The sequence below is a fragment of the Micromonospora sp. C31 genome, from assembly GCF_018070575.1.
GTDB lineage: Bacteria > Actinomycetota > Actinomycetes > Mycobacteriales > Micromonosporaceae > Micromonospora.
Genome location: NZ_JAGPXN010000017.1, coordinates 1 through 22985, shown reverse-complemented (window position 1 = coordinate 22985; position 22985 = coordinate 1). Strand labels below are relative to the sequence as shown.

The window sequence follows — 22985 nt, the reverse complement described above, 5'->3', positions numbered from 1 at the left end:
GCTGCTCCGGGCAGTGCCCGTCCACTTTGGACTTGAGCTATGCTCTCCGCCGGGCCCGCCGGCTCGACCGGCGCGTGCCACGGGGGCAGCCACCGGCAACGGTGGCCGTCGCCGATCACGGCCCGGGTGACCTGCGGCGATCCGTGCAACCGGGGCCGCTCCCGGGTGGGTCCGCCGCCGCTGCCCCGCTGCCACCGCCAACGAAGGACCGATAGAGATGTACGACGCGATCGTCGTCGGCGCCCGCTGTGCGGGCGCGTCCACCGCCCTGCTGCTCGCCCGGCGTGGACACCGGGTGCTGGTGGTCGACCGCTCCTCGTTTCCCAGCGACGTCATCTCGACGCACTTCCTCTGGCCGCACGGGATGTCGTACCTCAACAGGTGGGGACTGTTGGAGCAGGTTCTCGCGGTCACCCCGGCGCACACCACGGTCGAGGTGGTCAACGACGGCATCTCGCTGACCGGCTCGGTGCCGATCGAGCTGCTGCGCGAGTACTTCCGGGACCTGCACGGCGACGACTCGGGCGTGGTGCAGAGCTGCGCGTCCGTGCGACGCCGGGTGCTCGACGAGATCCTGGTCGGCGCGGCGGCCAAGGCCGGTGCCGAGGTGCGCACCAGCTTCACCGTGCGCGAGCTGATCGTCGAGGACGGGCAGGTCGTCGGCATCCGGGGGCGTACGGTCGACGGCGAGCTGGTCGAGGAGCGGGCCCGGATCGTGGTCGGTGCGGACGGCCGGAACTCGTTCGTCGCCCGCACCCTCGCGTTGCCGAAGTACGACGAGCGGCCCCGCTGCACGTTCGCCTACTGGAGCTACTGGTCCGGCTTCGACCTCGGCCCGGCACAGCTGCACCGGCGCGGCCGGCTGGCCTGCGCGGTGGTGCCCACCAACTTCGACCAGAACATGGTCCTGGTGTGGGGGCCGAGTGAGTGGTCGCGCGAGTTCCGCCACGACGTGCCCGGCAACTACCAGAAGGCGCTGGACTTCGTCAGTCCGGAACTGGGCGAGGTGGTGCGCACCAGGGGGACCAGGGAGGAGCGCATCTACGGCACCCTGGACCAGTCGGCCTTCCTCCGGCCACTGCACGGGCCCGGCTGGGTGCTCGTCGGTGACGCCGAGTCGGCCAAGGACCAGTGCACCGCGATCGGCATGACCCACGCCTTCCGCGACGCCGAACTGGTCAGCGCCGCACTGGACCGGTGGCTCCGCGGTGACACGTCGATCGACGAGGCGATGACCGTCTACGGGGACCGCCGTCGGAGCCAGAACGCCGCCGCCTACCACGACTACGTCTGCACGCTCGCCGAGATGCGTCCGTACCGGCACGACGAGTTGCAGCTGTTCGTCGCGCTGCGGGGCAACCAGCAGGAGACCGACCGGTTCATCGCCACGCACGCCGACGTGGCGCCCGTGTCGGAGTTCTTCCAGGCCTCCAACCTCTTCCTGCTCAACGACGCCGCGAAGGAGTCCTCCGCCGACCACGCGGTCTTCGAGGACTTCGCGGAGACCTCCCGCAGCTACCAGCAGAACCTCTTCGCCTGATGAGCCACCGGGGAGACGACACCATGACCACCGAGCTGGACCAGCGTGAAGACGGCGAACTCATCGGGATCATCCTCGACGCGGCGCACCGCGGGGACTTCGAGACCATGGCGCGTACCGCGAGCGAGGTCTCCGAGATGACCCGCAACTGGGCCACCCACATCCCCTGGGACGACCTCGCGTCGCTCGAGGGCGCCGACGACGAGTTGGCCCGGGTGGTCGCCGACCTCACCGAGATGTGGGAGCCGGCGCACCTGCGCAACCCCGTCGACCCCGACGAGGAGTACGCCCTCGACAAGAACGCGTACGACTTCTACCGGCCTGCCGGCCGTAACCTGCTGACCCGCACCGAGGACTTCTACGGCTGGGTGCAGGCCCGTCGCCGTACGGAGACGTGGCAGTACTCCCGGGTGCTGGAGGCGGCGCCGGACAGCGTCGCCCAGATCACCAACGACCTGGGCCGGCGGGCCCGGGGCATCAACTTCAACTCCCAGGACTACCTGTCGTTCAACACCCACCCGGCGATCCGGGAGGCGGCGGCCAAGGCGATGCACGACTACGGGCCGCACAGCGCCGGCTCGCCGATGGTGCTCGGCAACACCCGCATCTCCGACGACCTGGAGGCGGCCCTCGGCGACCTGGTCGGGCTCGACCACGTGACGCTCTTTCCGACCGGCTGGGCGGCCGGCTTCGGCGCGGTCGTCGGTCTGGTCCGGCAGTCCGACCACATCCTGATCGACCGGCTGGCCCACTCCTGCCTCCAGCAGGGGGCACGGGCGGCCACCCGCAACGTGGTCCGCTACGAGCACCTCAACGTCGAGGCGGTACGCCGGCACCTGGCCGAGATCCGGGCCACCGACACCCGGAACGGCATCCTGGTGGTCACCGACGGACTCTTCTCGGTGGACGCGGACTGGCCGGATCTCGTCACCCTGCAACGCGTCTGCCGGGAGCACGACGCCACCCTGCTGGTCGACGTGGCGCACGACCTGGGCTCGATGGGGCCCGGCGGCACGGGCGTGCTGGGGATGCAGAACCTGCTCGGCAGCGTCGACATCGTGATGGGCGCCTTCTCCAAGACGTTCTGCTCCAACGGTGGCTTCGTGGCCTCCAACTCGCCGGCGTTGAAGCAGTACGTGAAGATGTTCGGCGGCTCGCACTTCTTCTCCAACGCGCTGTCACCGGTGCAGACCGCGGTGGTGCGGGAGGCCACCAGGATCATCCGGTCGGACGAGGGGGACGCGCTGCGGGCCCGGCTCTTCACCGCGATCCACGCCCTGCGCGACGAGCTGACCGGCCGGGGCCTGACCTGCATGGGTGAGCCGTCACCGATCGTGCCGCTACTGATCGGCAACGAGAAGCTGGCGCGGACGGCGAACCGCCTGCTCTTCGACCGGGGGGTGCTGGCGTTCATGGTCGAGTTCCCGGTGACCCCGACCGGTTCGTCCCGGTTCCGACTCCAGGTGCAGGCCGGTCACCGGCCCGAGGAGGCCCGCGAGGCGGCCCGGATCATCGAGGGCGCCATCGCCGACTCCCGGGCGTACCTCTCCAGCGCGTTCGGCAGCGCACCCCGCTAGCCGGGGTGCCGCGCGGACGGTCCGCGGCCGACGGACGAGGTCGGCGGCAGCCGTGGCGTCCAGCCCGATCGCCTCGCGTCGGTGGCGCCGCCGGACCAGGGGCGGAGCCGGGCCTCGGCGAACGGGCGTCGCCGCGTCGACGTGCGGCGGCCGTGCATGACGCGAGGTGGCACGGGTAACCGGGCGGTCGAGGCGGGAACCGCTGGGTCCTGTCTGCCGGGCCGCCCGCGAGCGGCGAGGCCAGGTCCTCGGGGTGGGGCGCCTGGCCCTGACACTTGGAGGGCTGACGTCATGCGCGTTCCTCGCGGCATGATCGACGATCTCCGCAGGAGCATCGTCGCGCCACCGACCCCCGAGCCCGCGACAGCCGGTCCGGTCACCGGTCGGCTCGCTCTGCGTCCGGCGAGGGCCGAGGATCTCCCGGCGATGTCCCGCGCCCACGTCGAGTTGCTGCCGATGGGGCTGTTTCCGTCGCTCGGCGCGCGCTTCGTCTGCCACTGGCACCGCACGTACCTGAACTCGCGGCACGGCCTGGGCGTGGTCGTCGTCGACACCGCCGCCCCGGAGGATCAGGTTGTCGGCTTCGTACTGGGTACCAGTGACCACTGCGCACACACCACCGAACTGGCGGAGGACCGGCGGGCGACGGCATCCCTGGCCCTCGCCGGGCTCGTCGCGCTGCTCGCCCGCCCCCGCGTCGCCGTCCGCGTCCTGCGTACCCGGGGCCGGCCGTGGGTCCGCCGGATGCTGCGTCGCCGGGCGCGCTCGGTGACACCGGAGGGAGCCGAACTGGTCGCGGCCCCGGCGGTGGCGGTCATGACCGCGCTGGCGGTGCGACCGGAGTGGCGCCAGAGCGGCATCGGGGTGATGCTGGTCGCTCGTTTCGTCGAGCTGGCCCGAAGCGCCGGCGCCATGCGGGCCGAGGCGCAGACCTCGACCGGCCCCCTGGGGGCGACCGGCTTCTACGAGCGGTTGGGCTGGCAGGCCGGAACCCTGCGCCCCACCTCCGACGGCGACACCGTACGCACATACCACCGCCACCTTGGTGGTTCGCGTTGACCTGCACGGCGAGCTGACCGGCCCGCGCCGAAGGCGAGTCGAGGGTCGGAGGCCGGCGACCCTGCGCTCGGCGCGGCCCCGGTCAGGCCGGCACCGGCTGGTCGAACTGGGTGCGGTACAGCTAACTTCCATGCTCATGCCGCGAACCTAGAACCTGGAGCGAGGTTCAGGTCAGGTGGTTTCGTCGCGGGTGGACGGCGAGGCGTGCGGCGATCGCGGGCGCCGTCCTCCGACACTCCGCGTGGGGTCCGCCCGCTCGCGGACACGGTCGCGCTGGGATACTCTCCGTGCTGCTCCAATCACGCTGTCGTCGTTCGAAGGGGGAACCCATGGTGGACCGTGAGCCGGTCGCGGAACCGTCCTTTGCCAGCGAAGGCTCCAAGCCGATGCCCTGGTCGCAGGCGCGCGAGCGGCTGACGGAGGCGGGAGAGTTCTTCCTGTGCACCGTCCGGCCGGACGGTAGGCCGCACGCCGTGCCGCTGTTGGCCATGTGGCTCGACGACGCCATGTACTTCTGCTCCAGCGAGTCCGCCCACAAGGTCGACAACCTGGCCACCAACCCGCACTGCGCCCTCACCGTCGGCAGCCCCGAGCTGGACCTCTCGATCGAGGGCACGGCATCGCGGATCAGCGACCCGGCGACGCTGAAGCGCGTCGCCGAGGCCTACGGGGAGAAGTACGGCTGGGAGGTGACTCCGGTCGACGGCGGGATCGACGGCGACGGGATCGGCCCGTCGCCGTACGTCGTCTTCCAGGTGACCCCGGCCAAGGTGATCGGCATGGACAAGGAGTCCGGCTTCAGCGCCACCCGGTGGCGGTTCGAGTGAGCGCGTCGGCCGGGCGCGTCGACTGAGCGCGGGGGCGCGGCGGGCGGGCGGTACGGCGCAGCCACCAGTGCGCGATGGCGAGGTTCACCAGCGTGCCGAGCCACCCGCCCGCCTCGGCGGCGACGACCGGGTTGAAGGTCAGCCCGGTCACCGCGCTCACCAGGAAGATCACCCGCCCCCAGATGGTCTGCAGGGCGAAGGCGAAGCTGTAGATCATCCACTTGCGGTGCTCGGCGTAGCGGCGCCGACGGGCCGCCCGGAAGCCGAGCACCGTCGTGACGATCCATCCCACGCTTGCCAACGCGCTGCCGAGCAGCCCGTTCGGCATCGCGGCGAACGGCATGAGGACGAGCGCCAGCAGGGCGGCCGGTACGGCGCCGGCGAACACGTACAGCCGCCCGCTGGTCCGGTGGACCGTCGGATACCGCAGGCGCAGCCACGGCCAGACCTGCAGGCACAGGGTCACCAGCGCGATGGTGCCGAAGAGGATGTGCACCACCAGGACGGCGTAGTGCGCGGCGAACCCCTCGCTCAGCACCACCCGCGACCGGCTCGGATCGAGACCGAGGTACGGGGGCAGGACGAACAGCAGGAATGCCGCGTTGACCGCCACCAACGGCACGATCCACGGTCGTCTCCACCACGGTCCGGACGATCCGCCGGCGCCCGCCCCGCCCGTCGGCAGCCGGGACTCTCCGGCCTGCCGCGCCGGCGCGCCGGCCTCCTTCACGTACTGGGTCACGGTGGACTCCTCCCAGGTCCGGACCGTGCTCTCCGCGCCGGTCTGCCTCGACCCCCATGTGCCGTTTTCACGGTAGGGTCCGACAACCCGCCATGTTTCTTCCAACGTGCTCGCCTGAGCATGCTCGGCGTCGGGGGGCGGGGTCCCCGGTTGATATCCTTCGCCGTGCCGGCCCACCTGGCCGGTGCGACCCCCCGCCCCGCACGTCACCGCCGCCCCGGGCGGCCGGCGGCGAACCGGAGCAGCTCAGGACAGTCGAGAGCCGAGGCGATGATGACCACCTTCAGTTGGTCGGAGCTTCGGCGCCGGCCGGTTCACGAGGACGAGCACCTGCTCGTGCTCGACAAGCCGCCGGGCATCTCGGTGATGGGCGAGCGGCACGCCGACTCCCTCACCGACCTGGCCGCCGCCGCCGGCGAGCCGGTGCACTGGGTGCACCGCATCGACAAGGTCACCTCGGGGCTGGTGCTGCTGGCCAGGACGCCGTCGGCGCACGCGTCGCTGACCCGGCAGTTCGCCGACCGGGGCGCCGACAAGCGCTATCTGGCCTGGGTCGAGGGGGCACGGCTGCCCGACCGGGGCACCATCGACCTGCCGCTGCGACCGGGCCGCAAGGGCACGATCCGGATCGCGGGAGAGCGCGACGCCATCCGCTACGACGCCGACCGCCGCCGCTTCGCCCTGCCGGAGTCGGCCGTCGACCGCGCCAAGCCGTCCTACGAGTCGCGTACCGACTTCGCCACGGCGCTGGTCAGCGGCGACCGTACGCTGCTGGTGCTCAAGCCGGTCACCGGTCGGCGCCACCAGATCCGCGTCCACCTGGCCTGGCTCGGCTTCCCGATCGTCGGCGACCCGCTGTTCCACCGGGGGCAGGCGGACCAGCGGACGTACCTCCACTCGTGGGGCTGCGAGATCACCTGCGACTGGCGGGACGAGCCGCGTACGCGGTTCTGGGCCCCGCCCGGCGAGGAGTTCCTCGACGTCTTCGCCGACGGCGGCAAGCCCCGCCTCGACGACGCCCTCGAAGCGTTGGCCGGCTGACCCGGTCGAAGGGGCCGCCGGAAGTTCCAGCCCGCGTGGACCGTAGGTGTCGTTTCCAACAGATCCGGCTGCTTGTTCCTCCTCGGCATAGCGGCGCGGCGGGCCCGACCACTAGGCTCGATTGCTGAGTGGAGCCGCCAGACATCGTCTCTACTCGATGCCGGTTTGCGAGTATTGGCTGGTAGCGGCACCGAAGGGCAGGGCGGAGTGACCCGAGACGGCGAGCCAGGGGCCGACGTCGCCGCACGCGAGGACAGCAGACGCGTGGCGTACGAGGTCACCGGCGCGCCCGACGGTTTCCCCGTCTTCCTGCTCCACGGCACGCCCGGCTGCCGCCGTGGTCCGAAGCCCCGCGGCATCGTCCTCTACCGGATGGGCGTCCGGCTGATCGCCTACGACCGGCCCGGCTACGGCGACTCCGACCGGCGCGAGGACCGCGACGTCGCCGACGCCGCCCGCGACGTGGAAGCGATCGCCGACCACCTGGGCGTGGAGAAGTTCGCCGTCGTCGGGCGCTCCGGCGGCGGCCCGCACGCCCTCGCCTGCGCGGCGGACGCCCGGCTGCGCGGCCGGGTCACCAGGGTGGCGGTGCTGGTCAGCCTCGCCCCGTGGAACGCCGTCGAGTTGGACTGGGTCGGCGGCATGAACACCGGCAACGTCCGTGGGTTCGGTGTCGGGAGCCCCGACACCGCCGCCGTGGTCGAGGAGATCCGCCAGCGCGCCGAACGGGCCGCCGCGGACCCGCGGCTGCTCCTGGCGGACCTGAGGACGGAGATGAGCCCGGCGGACCGCCGCGCCGTCAACGACCCGGCGCTGCGCCGGCTCATCACCGACACCTACGCGGAGGCGCTCCGCTCCGGGCCGTACGGGTGGATCGACGACGTGCTGGCGTTCCGCCGCCCCTGGGCGTTCGACCTGCGGACGATCGACACCTCGGCGACACCGGTGCGGCTGTGGCACGGCGCCGACGACAACTTCGCCCCGGTCAGCCACGGCCGCTGGCTGGCCGCGCAGATACCCGGCGCCGAGATGGAGGTGCGGCCCGGGGCGGCCCACTTCGACGCGGTCGAGGAACTGCCGCGCATCCTGCGCTGGCTCGTCGACCCCGACGCGGCGCTCGACGCCACCCTGCTGATCGGCGCGCGGCCCGGTCAGTAGGGGTGCGGGTCGAGCACCCGGCGCACGTACCGCCCGTCGCGCAGCACCACGACACTGGGGTGGTGCTGCCCGATCCGGTTGGCGAGCCGGTCGGCGATCCGCATCCGGCCGATGCTCACCCGTCCGCCGGACAACGCCTGTTGGGCGGTCTCCAGGTTGCCCCGGCTGCGCAGCGTGTCCGGGTGCTCGGCCCCGAGCACCTCGGTGAGCTGGTCCACCACGGCCCGCAGCCGGTCGCGTCCCTTCTCCGGTTCCCCGGCGAGGATGGTGAAGACCGCGACGTTGTTGGCCGCCGCCATGGCGAACGGGTGCCGGTCGCCGAGGATGGTGAGCATCGTCCGCGTCGTCGTGTCGGTGAGCGACCGGGCGGTGCCGGTGTCGCCGGCGTCCCACAGGGCCACGCCCAGGTTGATCCGGCAGACCAGCGTGTACGGGTGCTCGGCGCCGAACACCTGGACGAACATCTGCTCCACCTCGCCCAGCTCCGTCAGGGCCTGCGCGCTCTGCCCCTGCAACATCAGGTTGGCCGTCCGGCTCAGCCGGCTGAACAGGGTGTCCGGGCTGGCCGGCCCGAGGGTGGCCAGCAGCCGCTGGTAGGTCTCGTCGAGCAGTTGGGCCGCCTCGGCCATCTCCCCGGTGCTGCGCAGCGAGACGGCCAGGTTGGCCTGCGCGGTGAGCAGGTCACGGGAGTGCTCGCCGAAGAGGTTGCGGTAGCCGGCCACCACCTCGCGCAGCAGCGCCACGGAGCCCTCGTAGTCGCCGGTCTCCCGCAGGTCCCGGGCGAGGTTGTTGGCCGATGCCAGGGTGTAGGGGTGCTCCGGGCCGAGGACGACGCGCAGCCGGCGGTTGGTGGCCTCGTCGCCGTCGAGGGCCTTGTCGAACATCCCCATCAGCCGGTAGGACGCGGCCAGGTTGTTCGCCGCGGTCAGGGTGCGCCGGTGGTCGTCGCCGAAGACGTCGACCGATGCGGCGTACGTCCGCAGGTCGCGCTCCAACGCCTCCCCGTAGCGGCCCAGGGCACACAGGTCGGCCCCGTAGCCGCCGGCCGTCATCAGGGTGTGCGGGTGGCTGTCGCCGATCAGCTCCTCCTGCTGGTGCAGGGTGTCCTCGTCGAGCCGGTGGGCCTCCTCGAACCGGCCGAGGCTGCGCAGCACGTTCGCCCAGTTGAACCGCAGGTGCAGCAGCTGGACGCGCAACTTGCGGTGCTCCGACCCGTCCGGCGGCAGCTCCGCCAGCAGCGCCGACCAGACGGCGTCGGTCTCCCGCGCGTACCGCTCGCCCTGCTCGTAGCCGCCGTTGACGTAGATGTAGCGAACCCGGTCGATCACCAGCTGCCGGACGTTGTCGTCGCGGCAGGAGACCGCGTCGGAGCCGTCGAGGTGCGGCCAGAGCATCCGGAACCGCTGCCGGTTCGCCGGGTCCTCCACCTCGCCCGGCGGGCGCGACCCGGCGAGGACGCGGTGCACCTCGTGCTTGACCGTGACCAGTTCGTCGTCGGACATCCGGGCGCGCAGGGCAGCCTGCAACAGCCGGTGCACCTGCACCCGGTGGGCGTGCGGGTCGAGCTTGATCAGCGCCAGTTTGTTCATCCGCTGCACCAGCGCCGCCGCGATGTCGCGTTCGGACACCCGGTCGGCGACCCGGGCGGCGACCACCGGGTCGTGCGGGGCGACGACCCGGGCCACCTGGTCGCCGTAGAGCAGGTCGAGGGAGATCTCGGGGGCGAGCACCGACGCGAGCTGGAGCAGCCGGTAGGCGCCCGGCGAGGCTTCCCGCAGCCGTCGCAGCGGGAGGTCCCAGACCTCCGTCTCCAGGCCGGTGCGGCGCAGCCCGGCGAGGTATTCGTCGACCGGCGTCCGGGTGTCGGCCAGCCACGCCCCCACCGTCGCGACGAAGATCGGCACGTTCTCCACGGCGTCGGCGACCTGCTCGGCGTCGGCGACGCTGAGCAGGTGCTCGCCCAGGCGGGCGCGCAGGTGCGCCACGCTCTCCGCCCGGTCGAACGCCTCGACGTCCACCGCCCGGGCCAGGTCGCCCCAGTCGGGGTTGCGCGTGGTGACCAGCACGTGGCCGTTGCCCTGCGGCAGGTAGGGCCGGACGTCCTCGTACTGGTCGGCGTTGTCGAAGACCAGCAGCCAGTGCGGCGGCGCGCTGCCGTCGGCACGGCGCTCGGTCTGGCCCAGGCGCTGCCGCAGGGCGCGGTTGGTCTCCGGGATCGTCGCCTGGCTCGGCAGGCCCAGCTCGTCGCTGAGTTCCGTCATGATCACGTCGACGAACTGCGGCGGGTCGGCCGCGACCCACCAGATGATGTCGTACGCGCCCCGGAACCGGTGCGCGTACTCGATGGCGAGCTGCGTCTTGCCGAGGCCGGGACCGCCCCGCAGCGCGACCGGGCCGCCGCCGCCCGACGCCTTCAGCTCCTCGCGCAGCTGGCGCAGCAGGTCCTCGCGCCCGGTGAAGCGGGCGTTGCGGGCCGGCGCGTTGAAGACCGTGGCGCGTACCCCCGGGAAGCGGACGGGACGCAGGCCGGCCGCGCCCACCGGGCGCCCGACCAGCTTCAGCAGGTGGGTGGCCGCGTCCTCGGCGGTGAGGTCGTGCACGGCCGTCCAGCTGCCGACCGGGACGTCCGGCACGGGCGGGGTGTCGTCGACGTGCACGGCCAGCCAGCCCGACGCGGCCCGGTCGTCGCCGCTCCCGGCGCGGGCGTGCTGGGCCAGGTAGGCCCGGGAGAGCAGCCGCACCTCCCGGAACGCCGTGCCCGTCGGCTCGGGCGCCGGCCCGTCCAGGGCGGCGGTGACCACCCGCAGGTCGGCGGAGTGCAGGACGGCCTGCGCCCACTCCGCCCAGACCTGGTCCTCGGGCACGTGCCGCAGCACGATCAGCTCGTCCACGACCGTCGGCTTGCGCTCGAAGCGCTGCACCGTGCGGCGGCGCAACTGGTCGTCCATCCGGGGCAGGCCGGTGATCCTGCCGTTGGTGATGTGACTGGTCAACGTCTCGTACGCGGACAGCAGGGTGGTCCGGCCGCCCGGTTCGTCGCCGAACGTCGCCAGCGTCTCCTCGTAGGCGTAGTACGCGCGGTAGGGCACCTCGACGGTCAGCCAGTAGGCCTGCCGCTCGCTGTCGGTCATGCCCCCCGGCAGGCCGGCGAAGCGCTGCATGGCCAGCGACCGTCCGGCGTCCCGCTTGCCCTTCTCCCCGTCGTCGACCCGCATCGGCACGGGCAGCACCCGCCGGGCCCGGCGCCCCTCGTAGTCGCGCACCCGGGCGGCCACCGCGGCGGCGCCGTCGATGCCCTGGTCACTGAGGGTGAAGCAGTCGACCAGAACGTCGGGCAGGTGGATGGTGCAGATCTCGGCGACGTCGCTGATGCCGGTGCGGCTGTCGATCAGGGCGTAGTCGTAGTGCCGCTTCATGTCCTCGCGCAGCGCGTCGAAGAACTGCGCGCCACCGAGCCGGTTGTAGAAGTTGTCCCAGTTGAGGCCGGTGACGCTGGTGGCGTAGTCGGGGTTGTGCCGGCCGGCCAGCAGCAGGTCGAGGCTGCCGCCGCCGGGGAACTCCCACCCCACCGAGAACGCGTACCGGTGCACCCGGGCGTACTCGCGGTGCCAGTCGCCCGGCCGGGGGTCGGCGCCGGTCTCCTCGCGCCGGCGGGCGTTCTCCCACTCGTAGTCGAGGATCAGGTCCATGACGCCCCCGGTGGTGGCGACCTGCTCCGGGTCGAGGAACGGGGCGTAGAAGCGGTGCAGGCCGGGAGACTCCAGGTCCCAGTCCGCGACCAGTACCCGCTGGCCGTTCGCGGCGAGGATCCACGCGGTGTTGGCCAGCGCCATCGTGCGGCCCGTACCGCCCTTGTAGGAGTAGAAGGTGACGACCTGACCCTCGCGCGATGGCGTCATCGCTCGTCCTTCCCTCGGGTGGTGTCGAACGGCCGCACCGGCGGCAGGCCCGGACCGGTTCCCGGCGGGCCGTCGGGCGGCCGGGACGGCCACAGGCTCGGCCTGGGGACGGCCGGGCCGTCGGGCGGGTCCACCGGGCCGTGCCGGAGGAACTGCTTGCGGGCCTCGGTCACCAGCAGCGGCGCGCAGCGCTCGAACTCGTCGATCGCGCGCACCGGCAGGACCCGGGGGAACCCGGCGTCCTGCAACGTACCGGCGATCGACTCGGGCGCCGACTCGCCACGCTCGTGGCCGGCGGCGATGACCAGCGGGACGACCCAGCGGGGCAGGCCGTCCAGCGCGGCCCGGGCCGCGGCGGCACCGGCTGCGGCGTCCACCAGCACGACGGTGGGGTTCACCGGCGCAAGGGCGCGGGCCGCCGCCAGGTCGACGACCCGGGTGGGCAGGCCGAGCCGTTCGGCGGTCGCGGCCACGTAGTCGGCCACCGCCAGCTCGTGCTGCCCGGCGTACGGCCGCCACCGCGCGTGGTCGGTGAGGGCGGTGACCACCAGCGCCGGGCCACCGCCGTCGGGGACCGGGTGGCTGGACAGGGCCGCCGCCCGGGAACGGGTCAGTGGCTGGGTCTCGGTCACCGTGACGATCCGCGCCGCCAGCGCCGCGAGGACGCTCTCGTAACGGCGGCGGTAGGCGCTGAGCTTGCAGAGGGCGCGCAGCCCGTTCTCGGCGTAGTCGGCCCGGTCGTCGGCGTCGGGGACCAGGTCGAGGGCCCGCGTCGTCTCCGGCCGGTCGCCCCGCGACGGCAGCGGCAGCCACAGCACCGGCACCAGGTGCCGTTCGGCCTGCGCCGGGGCGAGGCGGGTGAGGCGGCTGCGGAACGACTCGCGTTCGCCCAGCGCCCACGCGTTGCGGAAGTAGTTCGGCGAGTGCAGCGGCACGAAGACGTGGGCCAGGCTGAGTGCCTCGGTGAGGGTCTGCCGCAGGTCGGCCCCGGGACTGACCTGACCGTCGAAGAAGCCGGCGTCGAGGTCGCCGCTCCTCGTGGCACCGCGTCGCACGGCTGCGGCCAGGTCGTGGAAGAACCGGCTGACCCAGTAGTCGGTGTCCGGGCGGGACGCGGCCGCCAGCGGCACCGAGTGCGCGTAGCTGAGGAAGAAGTAGGTCTCCCGGCGGGGGACCGCGCCGACCCCCGGGAGGTCAGACCACGTCATGCCCGACCTCCTCGAACGTCTCGCGCAACTGCCGTACGTCGCCCGGGACCTCCGCCCGCACCCAGTGCGTCTGGTAGGCCCGGGCGATCCGCTGCGCCAGCCGCCAGACCACCGCGTCGTAGGCGTCCTTGCCGTTCTTGCCGAGGCTCAGCAGGCCGTAGATGCCCTCGTCGTGGTATTGCGGGGCGATGTCCGGGGGCAGCCGGGTCGGGTTGAACATCTGCCGCCGCGACACGACCGCCGGCAGCCGTCGGGAGTCCACCACCGACCAGTTGACCGGGATGACCGGCGTCTCGCCGGCGGACTGCCCGGCGCCCGGCCGGTGCAGCACCTGCCGCCGGGTGAACGCGTGCCACTCCTTCGCGCACCAGGCGCTGTTCAGGTACTGCGGCGAGATCAACGGGATGAAGACCTGGCAGTGGCCGGCGGCGAAGGCCAGATCCTCCGTCCACACCTGCCCGCCGTCGAGCAGCCGGTCCATGAACCCGGCCGTGCGTCCCGGGTCGAGGCCGAGCAGCTCGACGACGTGGTCGGACAGGTCGACGAAGAGCTGGAAGACCTTCTGGTTGGTGTCGCGCGGGGGCGCCGCGACCCGGTTCTTCGTGCGGGCGTAGCTGAGGAAGAACACGGGGGCGCTCTCGTCCTCCCCGTACGTTTCCTCTGCCACCTACCGCTCCCGACCGGTGCAGCGACTCCCGGCCATCCACAGTATCGACAGCCGCCAACCCGTCGCTGCCCCGTCGGTCACCGGCGGTGCTCATCCATCCACTCTCGGGCGAAGTCGACGGCCACCCGAAGGCCGACGAGCCGGCTGTCGGCCGCGCCGACCCGACCGGCCCGCACCGGCCCGGCGTCCGTCAGGGCCCGGCCGATCAGCGCGAAGTCGGTGTCGTGCAGGTCCGCCGCCCGAAAGTCGCGTCGCGCCCGCCGCCCGGCCGCGTCGCGCACGTAGCACCGGTACGCCCGCTCGGCCGGCGGCCGGCGCAGCCGGTACTCGGCCAGGTGGAACGCCGTGCAGACGGACCAGTCGACGCCGAGCAGCAGCACCGCGGCGTCGGCGGCGTAGAGCGCGCCGAGGGGTGAGCGTCCGCCGAGGTGGCAGTCGAGGTCGTGGACGGCGGTGAGCCGGGCGGCGGCGGGGCCGAGAGCGGCGAAGGACGTCTGCGGGTGCCGGCTGCGCGCCGCCCCCGGCTGCCGGCGTACGTGCTCGGCGAAGATCCCCATGCCCTCGGCGGGGCTGCGCTCCGGGTCGAAGGGCACGATGGCCGCCTCCGCCGCCGCGACCTCGGTGGGGTCCATGCCGGCGGTCGCCACGCGGAACGTCCGCGACGTGGTCGAGTTGCCGGCGGTCTGCGCCGGTACGACCACCGTCCCCGAGCCGCCCAGCACGTCCCGCAGGGCCGCCAGCAGCGCGGCGGGGCCGCCCGCCACCCGCCCGACGCGGGACAGGGCGCAGTGCACCAGCACGGTGGCCCCCGACGGCAGCCCCAGCGCGCGCAGGTCAGCCGTCAGCGTGCCCCGCCGGAGCAGGCCGGCGGTCACCATCCGTCCACCGTGTCGCGCATCCCCCGCACGAACCGCTCGCCGGCGGCGGTCAGGACGTCGAGGTCGAGCAGGGCGTCGAGGGCCTCGTCGGTCCACGCCCGGTAGCGGCGGAAGTGGCCCTCGGCAGCCGGGCCGGGGCGGTGGCGCCACACGTCGGCGACGGCCAGGTGGGCGTAGACGCCGTGCAGCACGCCCTCCACCGGGCGGGGGTCGTCCCGCCACGGCACGCGCAGCGTCCGGGCGTCGTCGCGGTCGAACAGGTCGCAGACGTCCAGCACCGCGCTGAGCTTGAGGTGCTGCACCTCGTGCACCAGCAGCACGGCGAGGGTGGCGTCGTCGGGGACGGCGGTGACGGCCACCGCGCCGAAGGCGGCGCCGGCGGCGGCGCTGCGGAACCGGCCGGTCGGCTCCGCCCGCAGCGGCACGACGGCCCGCAGCAGGGTGCGGACCCCCGCCGCGTAACCGGCGGCCTCGGCGTCGATCCGCCGCACCGCCCGCTCCAACTGCCGCGTCCACCGCAGCGCGGCGGCGCCGGACAGCCGCCGCTCGACCGGCAGGTCGTAGCACTCCCGGTGCGGATCGGTGTCCTCCAGCAGCAGCCGGTCCCCGCCGAGGCGCACCGAGCGCACCGGCAGCCAGCCGTCGGGCCCGTCCTCCCGGCCCGAAGCGTCGTCGTGGCCCGCGTCGGCGGTGACCCGCCGGCCGGCGAGCCGGACGTCCCCGTCGTCGGTGACGAGCCGGACGACGCCCCGCTCGTAGCCGACCGCGAGCGCGCCGAGCGTCGGCAGGTTGACCATCCCGTCGCGCACCGGGACGGGCAGGTCGGCCCGGACCCGGGCGCGGACGGCGGCGGCCGCCGCCACGCAGGCCAGGTGGGACAGCTCGGCCGCACCGTCGCGGCACCGCCGGGCCCAGCGGCGTACGAAGGGGTGGGCCAGCACGGCGCGGACGGCGTCGGGGTGCGCGTCGTCCAGGTGGACCAGCAGCCGCCACCCGTCGGCCGCCACCGGATCGCTGCCGGCCCGCTCGCCGAGCGTGACCAGCAGGGCACGCACCAGCGCCAGGTGGACGGCGGCGAGCTGCGCCGCCGAGGCCGTCGTGCCGGCGCCGGAGGCGAGGTCGTCGAGGACCCGCGGGCTGAGCGAGTCGGTGGGCCGGGTCGGCTCGTCGGTGGCCGGGGCGGCCGTCACCACGTGGACGAGTCTCAGCAGGTCCGGGCAGTAGACGGACGGGTTGTCGAAGCCGTTGCCGGCGCGGTAGCGGTGGGCGTAGAGGCCGCCTCCGCAGTGCCCGACGACCGGGCACGCGCGGCAGGTCGCGCAGAGGCCGGCCAGACCGCTCTGCCGTACGGCGATCGCCGGGTGGGCCGCGGCGTCGTCGACCCGGTGGCGGAAGACGTCCAGGCCGGTGGCGGCGGCGCCGTCGAAGGCGGACTTGAGCGAGTCGACCTGCTCGAAGGTGCCGTCGGTCTCTACGACGACCAGGTCGGCCGGGCCGAGCCCGACCGCCTCGGTGCGGCTGCCGTGCCCGACCGCGCTGGCGAGCAGGGACTCCAGCAGGCGGATCGGCACCGGGCGCCCGTCGTCCAGCCAGCGCCGGTGGACGGCCAGCAGCCAGTCGGCGTACGGCGTGGCGAGGCCGTCGGGCCGGGCGGGCGGACTGTCCCAGTTGGCGTGCGGCAGCAGGAAGTCGACGTGCGGCGGCTCCTCGGCCAGCAGCGCCTCGTAGACCCGGACGGGGTCGTTGGCGAGGTCGACGGTGCAGAGGATGCCCGCGTAGCTGGTGCGGTAGGCGGGGCTGCGCAGCAGCGACAGCGCCCGTAGCACCTGCCGGTGGCTGCTCGACCCGTTGGCGTGCCGGCGGTGCCGGTCGTTGGCGGCCCGGTCGCCGTCGAGCGAGATCCCGACCTTGACGTCGTGGGCGACCAGCACGTCGCAGGTCGCCGGGGTGAGCAGCACACCGTTGGACTGCATCCGCAGGTCGAGTCGGGCCACCGGGTCGATGACGCGCCGCAGGGTGGCGGCGGTGGCGTCGAGCCGGGCCGCGCCCGCGAGCAGAGGCTCGCCACCGTGCAGGACCACCCGTACGACGTCGATCCGGTGCGTCGCCGCGTGCTCCGCGATCCGCTGCGCGACGGCCTGCACCGTGGCGGGGGCCATCACCCGGGGCTGGCGCCGCCAGGACTGGTCGGGGTGTTCGTAGACGTAGCAGTGGTCGCAGGCGAGGTCGCAGCGGCTGACCAGCTTGAGCACGTACTGCGTCAGCGGGGCGACGTGACCGGGCGGCTGCCTGCCCGGCCCGGCTGGTTCAGATCGCAGAGATGAAGGCCGCGACATCGACACGGGCCGGACGATCCTCCCTGCGGCTGGTCACGCGGGCGACGGAACGGGCCCGGTCGAGCGGGATCCGGCCGAGCGGGGTGCGCCGGAGGTCGTCCAGTGGCGGCGGGGTCGGATCGGGCTGGAGTACGGTGCGATCCACGTCGGTTCCCCCATTGCTAGTCGGGAGTGGACGGACGGCCGCCCACGTCGACGGCCCAACGGCACTATCGACGATGCTATATGGCACAACCTGTGATGTCACGGCTGCGTAGCGCCATCCTGCTCGATGGTCCTCGACATCCAGCCCGCGTTGGACAGCGAGATGATCCGCTCCGCCGCGGCGACGAACGCGTCATCGTCGGCCCAGCCCGACCCGGTCTCGCGGGCCGTACGCAGTCGGGTCAGCTGGTCGGCGGTGCGGGCGTACTCGATCTGGTGGTGCTCGTACTGCTGGGCGGAGCCGTAGCCGGCCAGCGCGGTGGTCACGGCCGCCGCGACGCCGATCCAGGCGGTGAACCCGAGGTTGTCGCCGAGCACCCCGACCGTCGCGGAGACCAGGGCGGCGGCGATCGTGAGCCCCGTCGCCGCGTACCGGACCCGCCTCGCGGCGCGGGCCATCCGGCGGGCCGCCGGCAGGTAGTACGCGTCGACCTGCCGCCGCACCCGTTCCGTCACGTACGTGGCGACGTCGTGGACCGCCGGCAGCGGGCGGGCCGCCGGCGGCGGGTCCAGGGTGCGGCCGACCAGGTCGCCGGCGTCGTCCATGAGCGCGTCGAGCCGGCCGAGCAGGACACCGTCCCGGTCCCCGCCGCGGAACGGGGCGACCCCGGCGAGGTAGCGGTAGGTGTCGGCCTTCAGCGCCTCGGAGACCGAGCGGAGCCGGGTCCACGCGTGTACCACGTCCCGGGAGGCCCACCTGGCGGCCAGCGGCACCACGAGCAGCGCCGCCGCCGCGACGATCGCGAGCACCCGGCCCGCGCCGGGACGGGCCTGCGCGAGCTGGTTGGCGAGGGTGCCGCACACGGCGGCGCCCACGGTGAGCGTGGCGACGGTCAGGCGTGCGCGGGTGATAACCCGCTTGGCCTCGCCGGACGCCCGTGACCAGGCCGCCTGCCGCTGCCAGACCGTCATGACCGCTGCCGGGGCATCGAAGTTCGTCACGATTTGAATGGTAGGAGGGCCGCGCCCGTGCGACGGGGACCAGGAAGGGCCGAGCGAGCCGGTCCGGCGGGCTGCGGGTCAGCTGGGCAGAAAGCTGTCGTCGGCCTCGTCGTACCAGTCGGCCTCGTTGTGCCGGCGGATCACGCCGTCGATCCGGGTCAGCAGCAACCAGTTGTCGTTGAGCACCAGCGCCGCGTCCTCGGGCCGGTCGGCCAGCACCCGGCCCACGGTCCGCAGCATGTTCGGCCTGCCCTTGTCCATCAGCGTGTCCTTGCGCATGTGGAAGTCGGTCTCGACGTAGGTCGCCGGCTCCCACTCCCACGGGACACCGCCGTCACTTTCGGCCCCGTAGTAGCCCTGGCTGCCGGCGACGATACTGACGGCGTATCCGCACTCCTCGTTCAGGTCGGCGGTGAGCATCCTGTCGCCGGAGTACGTCGTCGTCTCAGTCACCTCGCCAGCGACCAGTTCCGCCAACTGCTCCAGCGGGACGTCGCCCGCGAGCGTCAGTCGGTAGGTGATGGACATGTACTCGGCCTTCCTCGGTCCCGCCGCACGATCTGGACGATCGTGCCGCTCCGGGTGACCGCCACCAGCTCCTTCAACGCCGGTACCGGCCAGTCGTCGAACTGCTTCTGCAGGGTGGAGAGGTCTCCGCGCCAATCCTGGAGGTTCAGCACCACGCGCTGCGTCTGGGCGTCCGTAACCGGGTCGTGGTCGGCGGTGTCGGTACCGTCCGCCGAGGAGGCGGTGGGGGCGGGGTCCGCGGTGGTCGGGCTGGTCGGTGTGCTGCCGCCAGCCCCGGTCAGTTTCCCGCCGACCCCAGCTGTCGGGCCTCGGCGATCGTCGTCGCGAGGCTGCCCAGGCCGCCCCGGACGGCCGAGATGCCGTCGCGTACCCGGGTCAGGCCGGCCGCCACGGCGGCGAAGCCGGCGCCGGCGGCGCGCAGGGCCACCTCCTGCGCCTGGTCGTCGGCGGCGGAGGCGAGCGCCTGTGCCCTCTCGACGCCGGCCGCCAACGCGCGTAGCTCCCCGGTGATCTTCTCGATGTGCGACACGCTGCCGACTTCCCCCGATCGACGACGGTGAGGTGCCCGAAGCTGCAACCTAGCGACAAGTGCACTGGGCCGCCAGAGCGTTCGGGGGTGGCATGGCGGCCCCCGGTGTCCCGCCCGGCCGCCCCCGCCCAAGCCGGCGGGACCGTCGAGGGCGGATCAGTCGGCCCGGTTCCCCGGTCCCGGGCCGGAACATCGTCGTACGCCCGCTCAGGCCGGCGTGGCGGTGGCCTTGCGGTGCCGCTCGGCCCGGCGGCGCATCTGCGTGTACGCGCTGGTCAGCCCCATAGCCCGGCGGACCTCGACGAGCGTCTGCCGCACCTCGCGGCGGGTCCGTTCCGTGCCCTCGAAGATCAGTTGGTCGACGAGGCCGGGCTCGGCCTCGATCCGGGCCCGGCGCTCCCGGATCGGGTCCAGGAACCGGTCGAGCGCGACCGCCAGTTTCTCCTTCACCTCCACGTCACCGACCCGCCCGGCCCGGTAGCGCTCCTTGAGGTCGTCGACCTGCGCCCGATCGGGGTTGAAGAGGTCGTGGTACGCGAACACCGGGTTCCCTTCGACGGTGCCGGGCACGTCGGCGCGGACCCGGTTCGGGTCGGTGTACATGCCCATCACCGTGCGGCGGACCGTCGCCGAGTCGGCCGAGAGCGCGATCGCGTTGCCCCGGCTCTTGCTCATCTTCGCCCGGCCGTCCGTGCCGACCAGGGTCGGCGTGTCGGACGCGATCGCCTCGGGTACGGGAAACACCTCCCCGTAGAGATGGTTGAAGCGCCGCGCGATCTCCCGGGTCACCTCCACGTGCGCCGCGTTGTCCTTGCCGACCGGGACGACCTGGCCCTTCACGCAGAGGATGTCGGCGGCCTGGAGCACCGGGTAGCCGAGCAGGCCGTACGGCATCTCGTCCTTGCCGGCGTCGCGGGCCATGTCCTTGAGCGAGGGCACGCGCTCCAGCCGGGGCACCGTGACGAGGTTCTGGAAGAGGGTGTTCAGGTCGCCGACCTCCGGGATGGCCGACTGGAGGTAGAAGGTGGCGCGCGCCGGATCGACGCCGGCGGCCAGGACGTCGGTGACCATCTCCCGGGCGTTCGCCGCGACCCGCTCGATGTCCTCGCGGGTGTTCCGGGTGGTGAGCATGTGCAGGTCGGCGATGATGAAGAAGCTCTCGTGGCGCCGGTGCAGCCGCACCCGGTTGGCGATGCTGCCGACGTAGTGGCCGAGGTGCAGCCGCCCGGTGGGGCGGTCCCCGGTGAGCATCCGTGCGACGGACATGGTGGTACGCCTTTCGTGCCTGGTGGAAGAGGTGTGCGCGGGCGCGCGCCGACCGGGGACGTCATCCCCGGGTCGGTCAGGGTCGGCTCAGCGAGCCGAACGCCATCGCGCGCCGTCGCGGAACCGCAGTCCACCGGCACGAAGGACGTCGATCATCCGCTCGCGGCCGTCACCGGAGCGGGTCGGAGAGGTGGTCACGACGCCGAGCGGGAGGCCGTCGACCCGGTCGACGACCTCCGGCGCGTAGCTGATCGGCCGGACCACGCCCTCCACGGTAGCGGTCCGGCCCCGCCCGCGCTCAGCCCTGCCGGTAGGTCTCCCGGTAGTAGCCGCCGACCCGGTCCCGGTAGCCGGGCTCCCCGTACGCGTCCGGATCGAAGGCCGGCGAGTCCTTCACCTGATCGCGGGTGCGGTCCACGTGGACCGTGCGCTCCAGGTGGTCCACCCGCGTCACCGTGCCGGCGGGCAGCAGGACCTTCCGGCCGAAGATCCAGGGCCCGGTGTCCACCACCAGCCAGCGGGCGTCGGTGTCGTCGCTGGCCTCGTCGACCGAGCCGATCCGCCCGTCGGTGGCCTCCACCTGGTAACCGACCAGGTCGAGCGGAGTGCCGGGGCCGGGGGCGTCCGGTCCGTCACCGCCGGGCTCCGGTCGGTCCGGCGGGGCGGAGTCGGGGTCGGCTCCGGAGTATCCGCCGGCGAGGGCGGACGGGTCGCGCCAGGTCCAGGGATTGAACGTCGACGGCTGCACGGGTCACCTCCGATGACGGTCTGCGCCGGTCCCGCAGAGCAGTGCCCCGTCCGTGCCTCCGGGAAACGACGGGGCAACCTCCGCTGCGAAATACCTGGTGCGAATGTCGTCATGTTCGCCGGGCGTCGATCAACGGCGCGGCCCTGCCGAAAAAGAGGGGCGGCGAAAGTGGGTGAACACATCCGGCGGGCGCTGCAAAGCGACCACCCGGAACGGTCGTTCCATTGTTCCGGGCGGACCATTCCGGTCCGGCGCCTGTCGCAGAAGAGGGTGCCTCCCGCCGCCCGGTGCCTGCCCACCGGGCCGACGACGGCGACCGGCTCCAGGTGGCCGGGCCTGCCCGGACGCACGTCCGGAGCGGCTTCCCCGCCGAGGGCAGATCCTGGCCGACCCGAGCGGCACGATCCATTACCGCGACCGGGAATCCCCGCGTTCGGTGGGATCGATGCCTGCTGCGGACGCAGCGACCCGGAGGCAAGTGATCATGCGGGTCCACCCATTCCATTCCGGAACCACCTACCCGGAACCAGCCGCGCGGTGATGACGAAATCGCGCGGCTGGTTCCGGACGACGCCAGGACCGCCCTTTCCATCGTTGCCGCCGGCCCGGTGGGACGGATGCGGTGCACGAGCGTCCGGCGGGACTGACGTACGCGCCCGGAGCTGACCGAGCCCGACGAGGAGCGGTCAATGCCCGCCGGTAGACCCTCCGAGCTGCGCCTCGGACTCCGGCCGGCCGGGCCCAGCCGGCCACGCTGGCATACTCGGTAGCCATGGTGCTGTCGCGCGGCTGGGCGCTCTTCCTGACCGGGGTCGGGATCTGGACCTGGGTGATCTGGCCGAGGTTCGCGGTCGCCATCTGGAACGACCCGCGGTCGTGGTCCACCGGCGCGGTGGGGGACTTCCCGGCCACCGGCTTCCTTTGGATCCACGCCCTGCTGATCGCCGCGTCCCTGCTCATCGGCACCACCGTCGGTGTGCTCGGCGTCCGCGCCTGGCGGGCGACCCGCCGGCCGGCCGCCCGTCCGGTTACCTGAATCACGCCACCGGACCGCTCCACGCCACGGCAACAGCGGCTACCTCCAGCGTGCTCGCACTCCGTCGACCCCACCCGGGCGCCCCTCCGGCCCAGCTGCGCGTCTGGGGTACGCACCTTCGGCAGGCGACGGGCGCGGCCGGTTCGGTGCCCCTGGCACGGGACGGCGGTAGCAGGTCGCGGTGACCCTGGCATGGGACGGCGGTCGCAGGGTCGCGGTGACCCGGCACGGGACGGCGGTCGCAACGGCGCCTGCCAGCCCGCGATGGCGAGCCGCAGATGATGTGACGGGCGCCGCTACCCCCCGATTTGACGTTCAAACCAGCAGACGCGTAACTTTCTCTCTGCCAGCGCGGAACGGGGCAAAACAGGGCGAAGGTCCTGAGGTGCCGGACCAGGCTGGTGCCGGGTCGGACGGGGTCGACACCCTGGAAGACCCGGTCCGGGCGGGGCTCGCCGAAACTGCCGCGAGGCGGATTTGGCGCAGCGAAGCCGACCGGGTAAGGTTCACGGCCGGCAGGAAACCGGGCGAGCTCGCGGGAAACCGCAGAGCGGCCGGTCTGCCAAATCCGATGATCATTCGCAGCGGTTCGCCGCTGCGTGGGCTCGTCGGTGCCAACCCGAACGAAGCGCGACAGACCGGGACAAACGGTTTGACACGGCGGAGACGGTGAGGTAACGTAGTAAAAGTGCCCGGCGCGAGAGCGGCGGGGGCGCGGACGAAATGCCCCGGGTCGGGGGCTCCACGGTGTGGGGTTTCTGGGCGGTGTGTGGTTGTTCTTTGAGAACTCAACAGGGTGC

Annotated in this window: 18 protein-coding genes and 2 pseudogenes; 7 read left to right on the top strand and 13 right to left on the bottom strand. The window is 73.1% G+C overall.

The features are described 5' to 3' along the window. Positions 1–211: 211 nt before the first annotated feature. The 4 genes from KBX06_RS21020 (at position 212) to KBX06_RS21005 (ending at position 5003) form a co-directional block, all read left to right on the top strand. Positions 212–1540, top strand: coding sequence for an NAD(P)/FAD-dependent oxidoreductase (locus KBX06_RS21020; RefSeq protein ID WP_210837930.1), 1329 nt, complete (start codon positions 212–214; stop codon positions 1538–1540). Positions 1541–1563: 23 nt separating this feature from the next. After that, positions 1564–3117, top strand: a complete 1554-nt coding sequence (locus KBX06_RS21015; protein ID WP_210837743.1) for an aminotransferase class I/II-fold pyridoxal phosphate-dependent enzyme — start codon at positions 1564–1566, stop codon at positions 3115–3117. Positions 3118–3543: 426 nt separating this feature from the next. Next, complete coding sequence (locus KBX06_RS21010) at positions 3544–4176, top strand: N-acetyltransferase (RefSeq protein WP_210837741.1); 633 nt, start codon at positions 3544–3546, stop codon at positions 4174–4176. 329 nt (positions 4177–4505) lie between these two features. Further along, complete coding sequence (locus KBX06_RS21005; protein ID WP_210837739.1) at positions 4506–5003, top strand: pyridoxamine 5'-phosphate oxidase family protein; 498 nt, start codon at positions 4506–4508, stop codon at positions 5001–5003. Here the strand turns inward: KBX06_RS21005 and KBX06_RS21000 are convergent. Further along, positions 4975–5745, bottom strand: coding sequence for a DUF2306 domain-containing protein (locus KBX06_RS21000; RefSeq protein WP_307854705.1), 771 nt, complete (start codon positions 5743–5745; stop codon positions 4975–4977). The two genes, KBX06_RS21005 and KBX06_RS21000, sit on opposite strands and share 29 nt — an antisense overlap. Before the next feature lie 273 nt (positions 5746–6018). On the opposite strand from KBX06_RS21000, the gene KBX06_RS20995 reads away from it, so the two are divergent. Both KBX06_RS20995 and KBX06_RS20990 read left to right on the top strand, forming a co-directional pair. Beyond that, complete coding sequence (locus tag KBX06_RS20995; RefSeq protein WP_210837737.1) at positions 6019–6786, top strand: RluA family pseudouridine synthase; 768 nt, start codon at positions 6019–6021, stop codon at positions 6784–6786. Positions 6787–6993: 207 nt separating this feature from the next. Beyond that, complete coding sequence (locus KBX06_RS20990; protein WP_210837735.1) at positions 6994–7944, top strand: alpha/beta fold hydrolase; 951 nt, start codon at positions 6994–6996, stop codon at positions 7942–7944. Here the strand turns inward: KBX06_RS20990 and fxsT are convergent. The 12 genes and pseudogenes from fxsT to KBX06_RS20930 form a co-directional block, all read right to left on the bottom strand. Then, complete coding sequence (gene fxsT, locus KBX06_RS20985) at positions 7938–11843, bottom strand: FxSxx-COOH system tetratricopeptide repeat protein (RefSeq protein WP_210837733.1); 3906 nt, start codon at positions 11841–11843, stop codon at positions 7938–7940. The two genes, KBX06_RS20990 and fxsT, sit on opposite strands and share 7 nt — an antisense overlap. Then, positions 11840–13051: a TIR-like protein FxsC gene (locus tag KBX06_RS20980; RefSeq protein WP_210837731.1), complete on the bottom strand. Its 1212-nt coding sequence runs from the start codon at positions 13049–13051 to the stop codon at positions 11840–11842. The genes fxsT and KBX06_RS20980 overlap by 4 nt, the downstream gene beginning before the upstream one ends. Beyond that, complete coding sequence (locus KBX06_RS20975) at positions 13038–13718, bottom strand: TIR-like protein FxsC (RefSeq protein WP_210837728.1); 681 nt, start codon at positions 13716–13718, stop codon at positions 13038–13040. Before KBX06_RS20975 ends, KBX06_RS20980 begins: the two co-directional genes overlap by 14 nt. Positions 13719–13795: 77 nt before the next feature. Further along, positions 13796–14596, bottom strand: coding sequence for an aminoglycoside N(3)-acetyltransferase (locus KBX06_RS20970; RefSeq protein WP_210837726.1), 801 nt, complete (start codon positions 14594–14596; stop codon positions 13796–13798). Then, positions 14590–16932: an FxsB family cyclophane-forming radical SAM/SPASM peptide maturase gene (locus KBX06_RS20965; protein WP_210837926.1), complete on the bottom strand. Its 2343-nt coding sequence runs from the start codon at positions 16930–16932 to the stop codon at positions 14590–14592. The genes KBX06_RS20970 and KBX06_RS20965 overlap by 7 nt, the downstream gene beginning before the upstream one ends. A 243-nt stretch (positions 16933–17175) precedes the next feature. Next, complete coding sequence (locus tag KBX06_RS20960; RefSeq protein ID WP_307854704.1) at positions 17176–18078, bottom strand: DUF4231 domain-containing protein; 903 nt, start codon at positions 18076–18078, stop codon at positions 17176–17178. Between the two features lie 78 nt (positions 18079–18156). After that, positions 18157–18606, bottom strand: coding sequence for a SitI3 family protein (locus KBX06_RS20955; RefSeq protein ID WP_210837724.1), 450 nt, complete (start codon positions 18604–18606; stop codon positions 18157–18159). Beyond that, positions 18585–18791 (bottom strand): annotated as a pseudogene (locus tag KBX06_RS20950) (hypothetical protein); the annotation flags it as partial. The gene KBX06_RS20955 and the pseudogene KBX06_RS20950, both read right to left, overlap by 22 nt. A gap of 101 nt (positions 18792–18892) precedes the next feature. Beyond that, positions 18893–19135, bottom strand: a pseudogene (locus KBX06_RS20945) (hypothetical protein); the annotation flags it as partial. A gap of 207 nt (positions 19136–19342) precedes the next feature. Then, a complete protein-coding gene (trpS, locus tag KBX06_RS20940; RefSeq protein WP_210837720.1) occupies positions 19343–20401 on the bottom strand; it encodes a tryptophan--tRNA ligase in 1059 nt (352 codons plus the stop codon). An 87-nt stretch (positions 20402–20488) separates the two neighbouring features. Continuing rightward, positions 20489–20665, bottom strand: coding sequence for a hypothetical protein (locus KBX06_RS20935; protein WP_210837956.1), 177 nt, complete (start codon positions 20663–20665; stop codon positions 20489–20491). A gap of 34 nt (positions 20666–20699) precedes the next feature. Further along, positions 20700–21149: a PRC-barrel domain-containing protein gene (locus KBX06_RS20930; protein ID WP_210837718.1), complete on the bottom strand. Its 450-nt coding sequence runs from the start codon at positions 21147–21149 to the stop codon at positions 20700–20702. A 772-nt stretch (positions 21150–21921) separates the two neighbouring features. On the opposite strand from KBX06_RS20930, the gene KBX06_RS20925 reads away from it, so the two are divergent. Then, the gene (locus KBX06_RS20925; RefSeq protein ID WP_210837716.1) at positions 21922–22185 is read left to right on the top strand and encodes an SCO4848 family membrane protein; all 264 of its coding nucleotides are present in this window, start codon (positions 21922–21924) and stop codon (positions 22183–22185) included. Positions 22186–22985 lie beyond the last annotated feature (800 nt).

Bases quoted from the DNA above. Each gene is read 5' to 3' on its own strand.
- KBX06_RS21015 (WP_210837743.1), top strand. From the start codon at position 1,564: ATGACCACCGAGCTGGACCAGCGTGAAGACGGCGAACTCATCGGGATC.
- KBX06_RS21010 (WP_210837741.1), top strand. From the start codon at position 3,544: ATGTCCCGCGCCCACGTCGAGTTGCTGCCGATGGGGCTGTTTCCGTCG.
- KBX06_RS21005 (WP_210837739.1), top strand. From the start codon at position 4,506: ATGGTGGACCGTGAGCCGGTCGCGGAACCGTCCTTTGCCAGCGAAGGC.
- KBX06_RS20995 (WP_210837737.1), top strand. From the start codon at position 6,019: ATGACCACCTTCAGTTGGTCGGAGCTTCGGCGCCGGCCGGTTCACGAG.
- fxsT (WP_210837733.1), bottom strand. From the start codon at position 11,843: ATGACGCCATCGCGCGAGGGTCAGGTCGTCACCTTCTACTCCTACAAG.
- KBX06_RS20980 (WP_210837731.1), bottom strand. From the start codon at position 13,051: ATGACGTGGTCTGACCTCCCGGGGGTCGGCGCGGTCCCCCGCCGGGAG.
- KBX06_RS20970 (WP_210837726.1), bottom strand. From the start codon at position 14,596: ATGGTGACCGCCGGCCTGCTCCGGCGGGGCACGCTGACGGCTGACCTG.
- KBX06_RS20965 (WP_210837926.1), bottom strand. From the start codon at position 16,932: ATGTCGCGGCCTTCATCTCTGCGATCTGAACCAGCCGGGCCGGGCAGG.
- KBX06_RS20955 (WP_210837724.1), bottom strand. From the start codon at position 18,606: ATGTCCATCACCTACCGACTGACGCTCGCGGGCGACGTCCCGCTGGAG.
- trpS (WP_210837720.1), bottom strand. From the start codon at position 20,401: ATGTCCGTCGCACGGATGCTCACCGGGGACCGCCCCACCGGGCGGCTG.
- KBX06_RS20925 (WP_210837716.1), top strand. From the start codon at position 21,922: ATGGTGCTGTCGCGCGGCTGGGCGCTCTTCCTGACCGGGGTCGGGATC.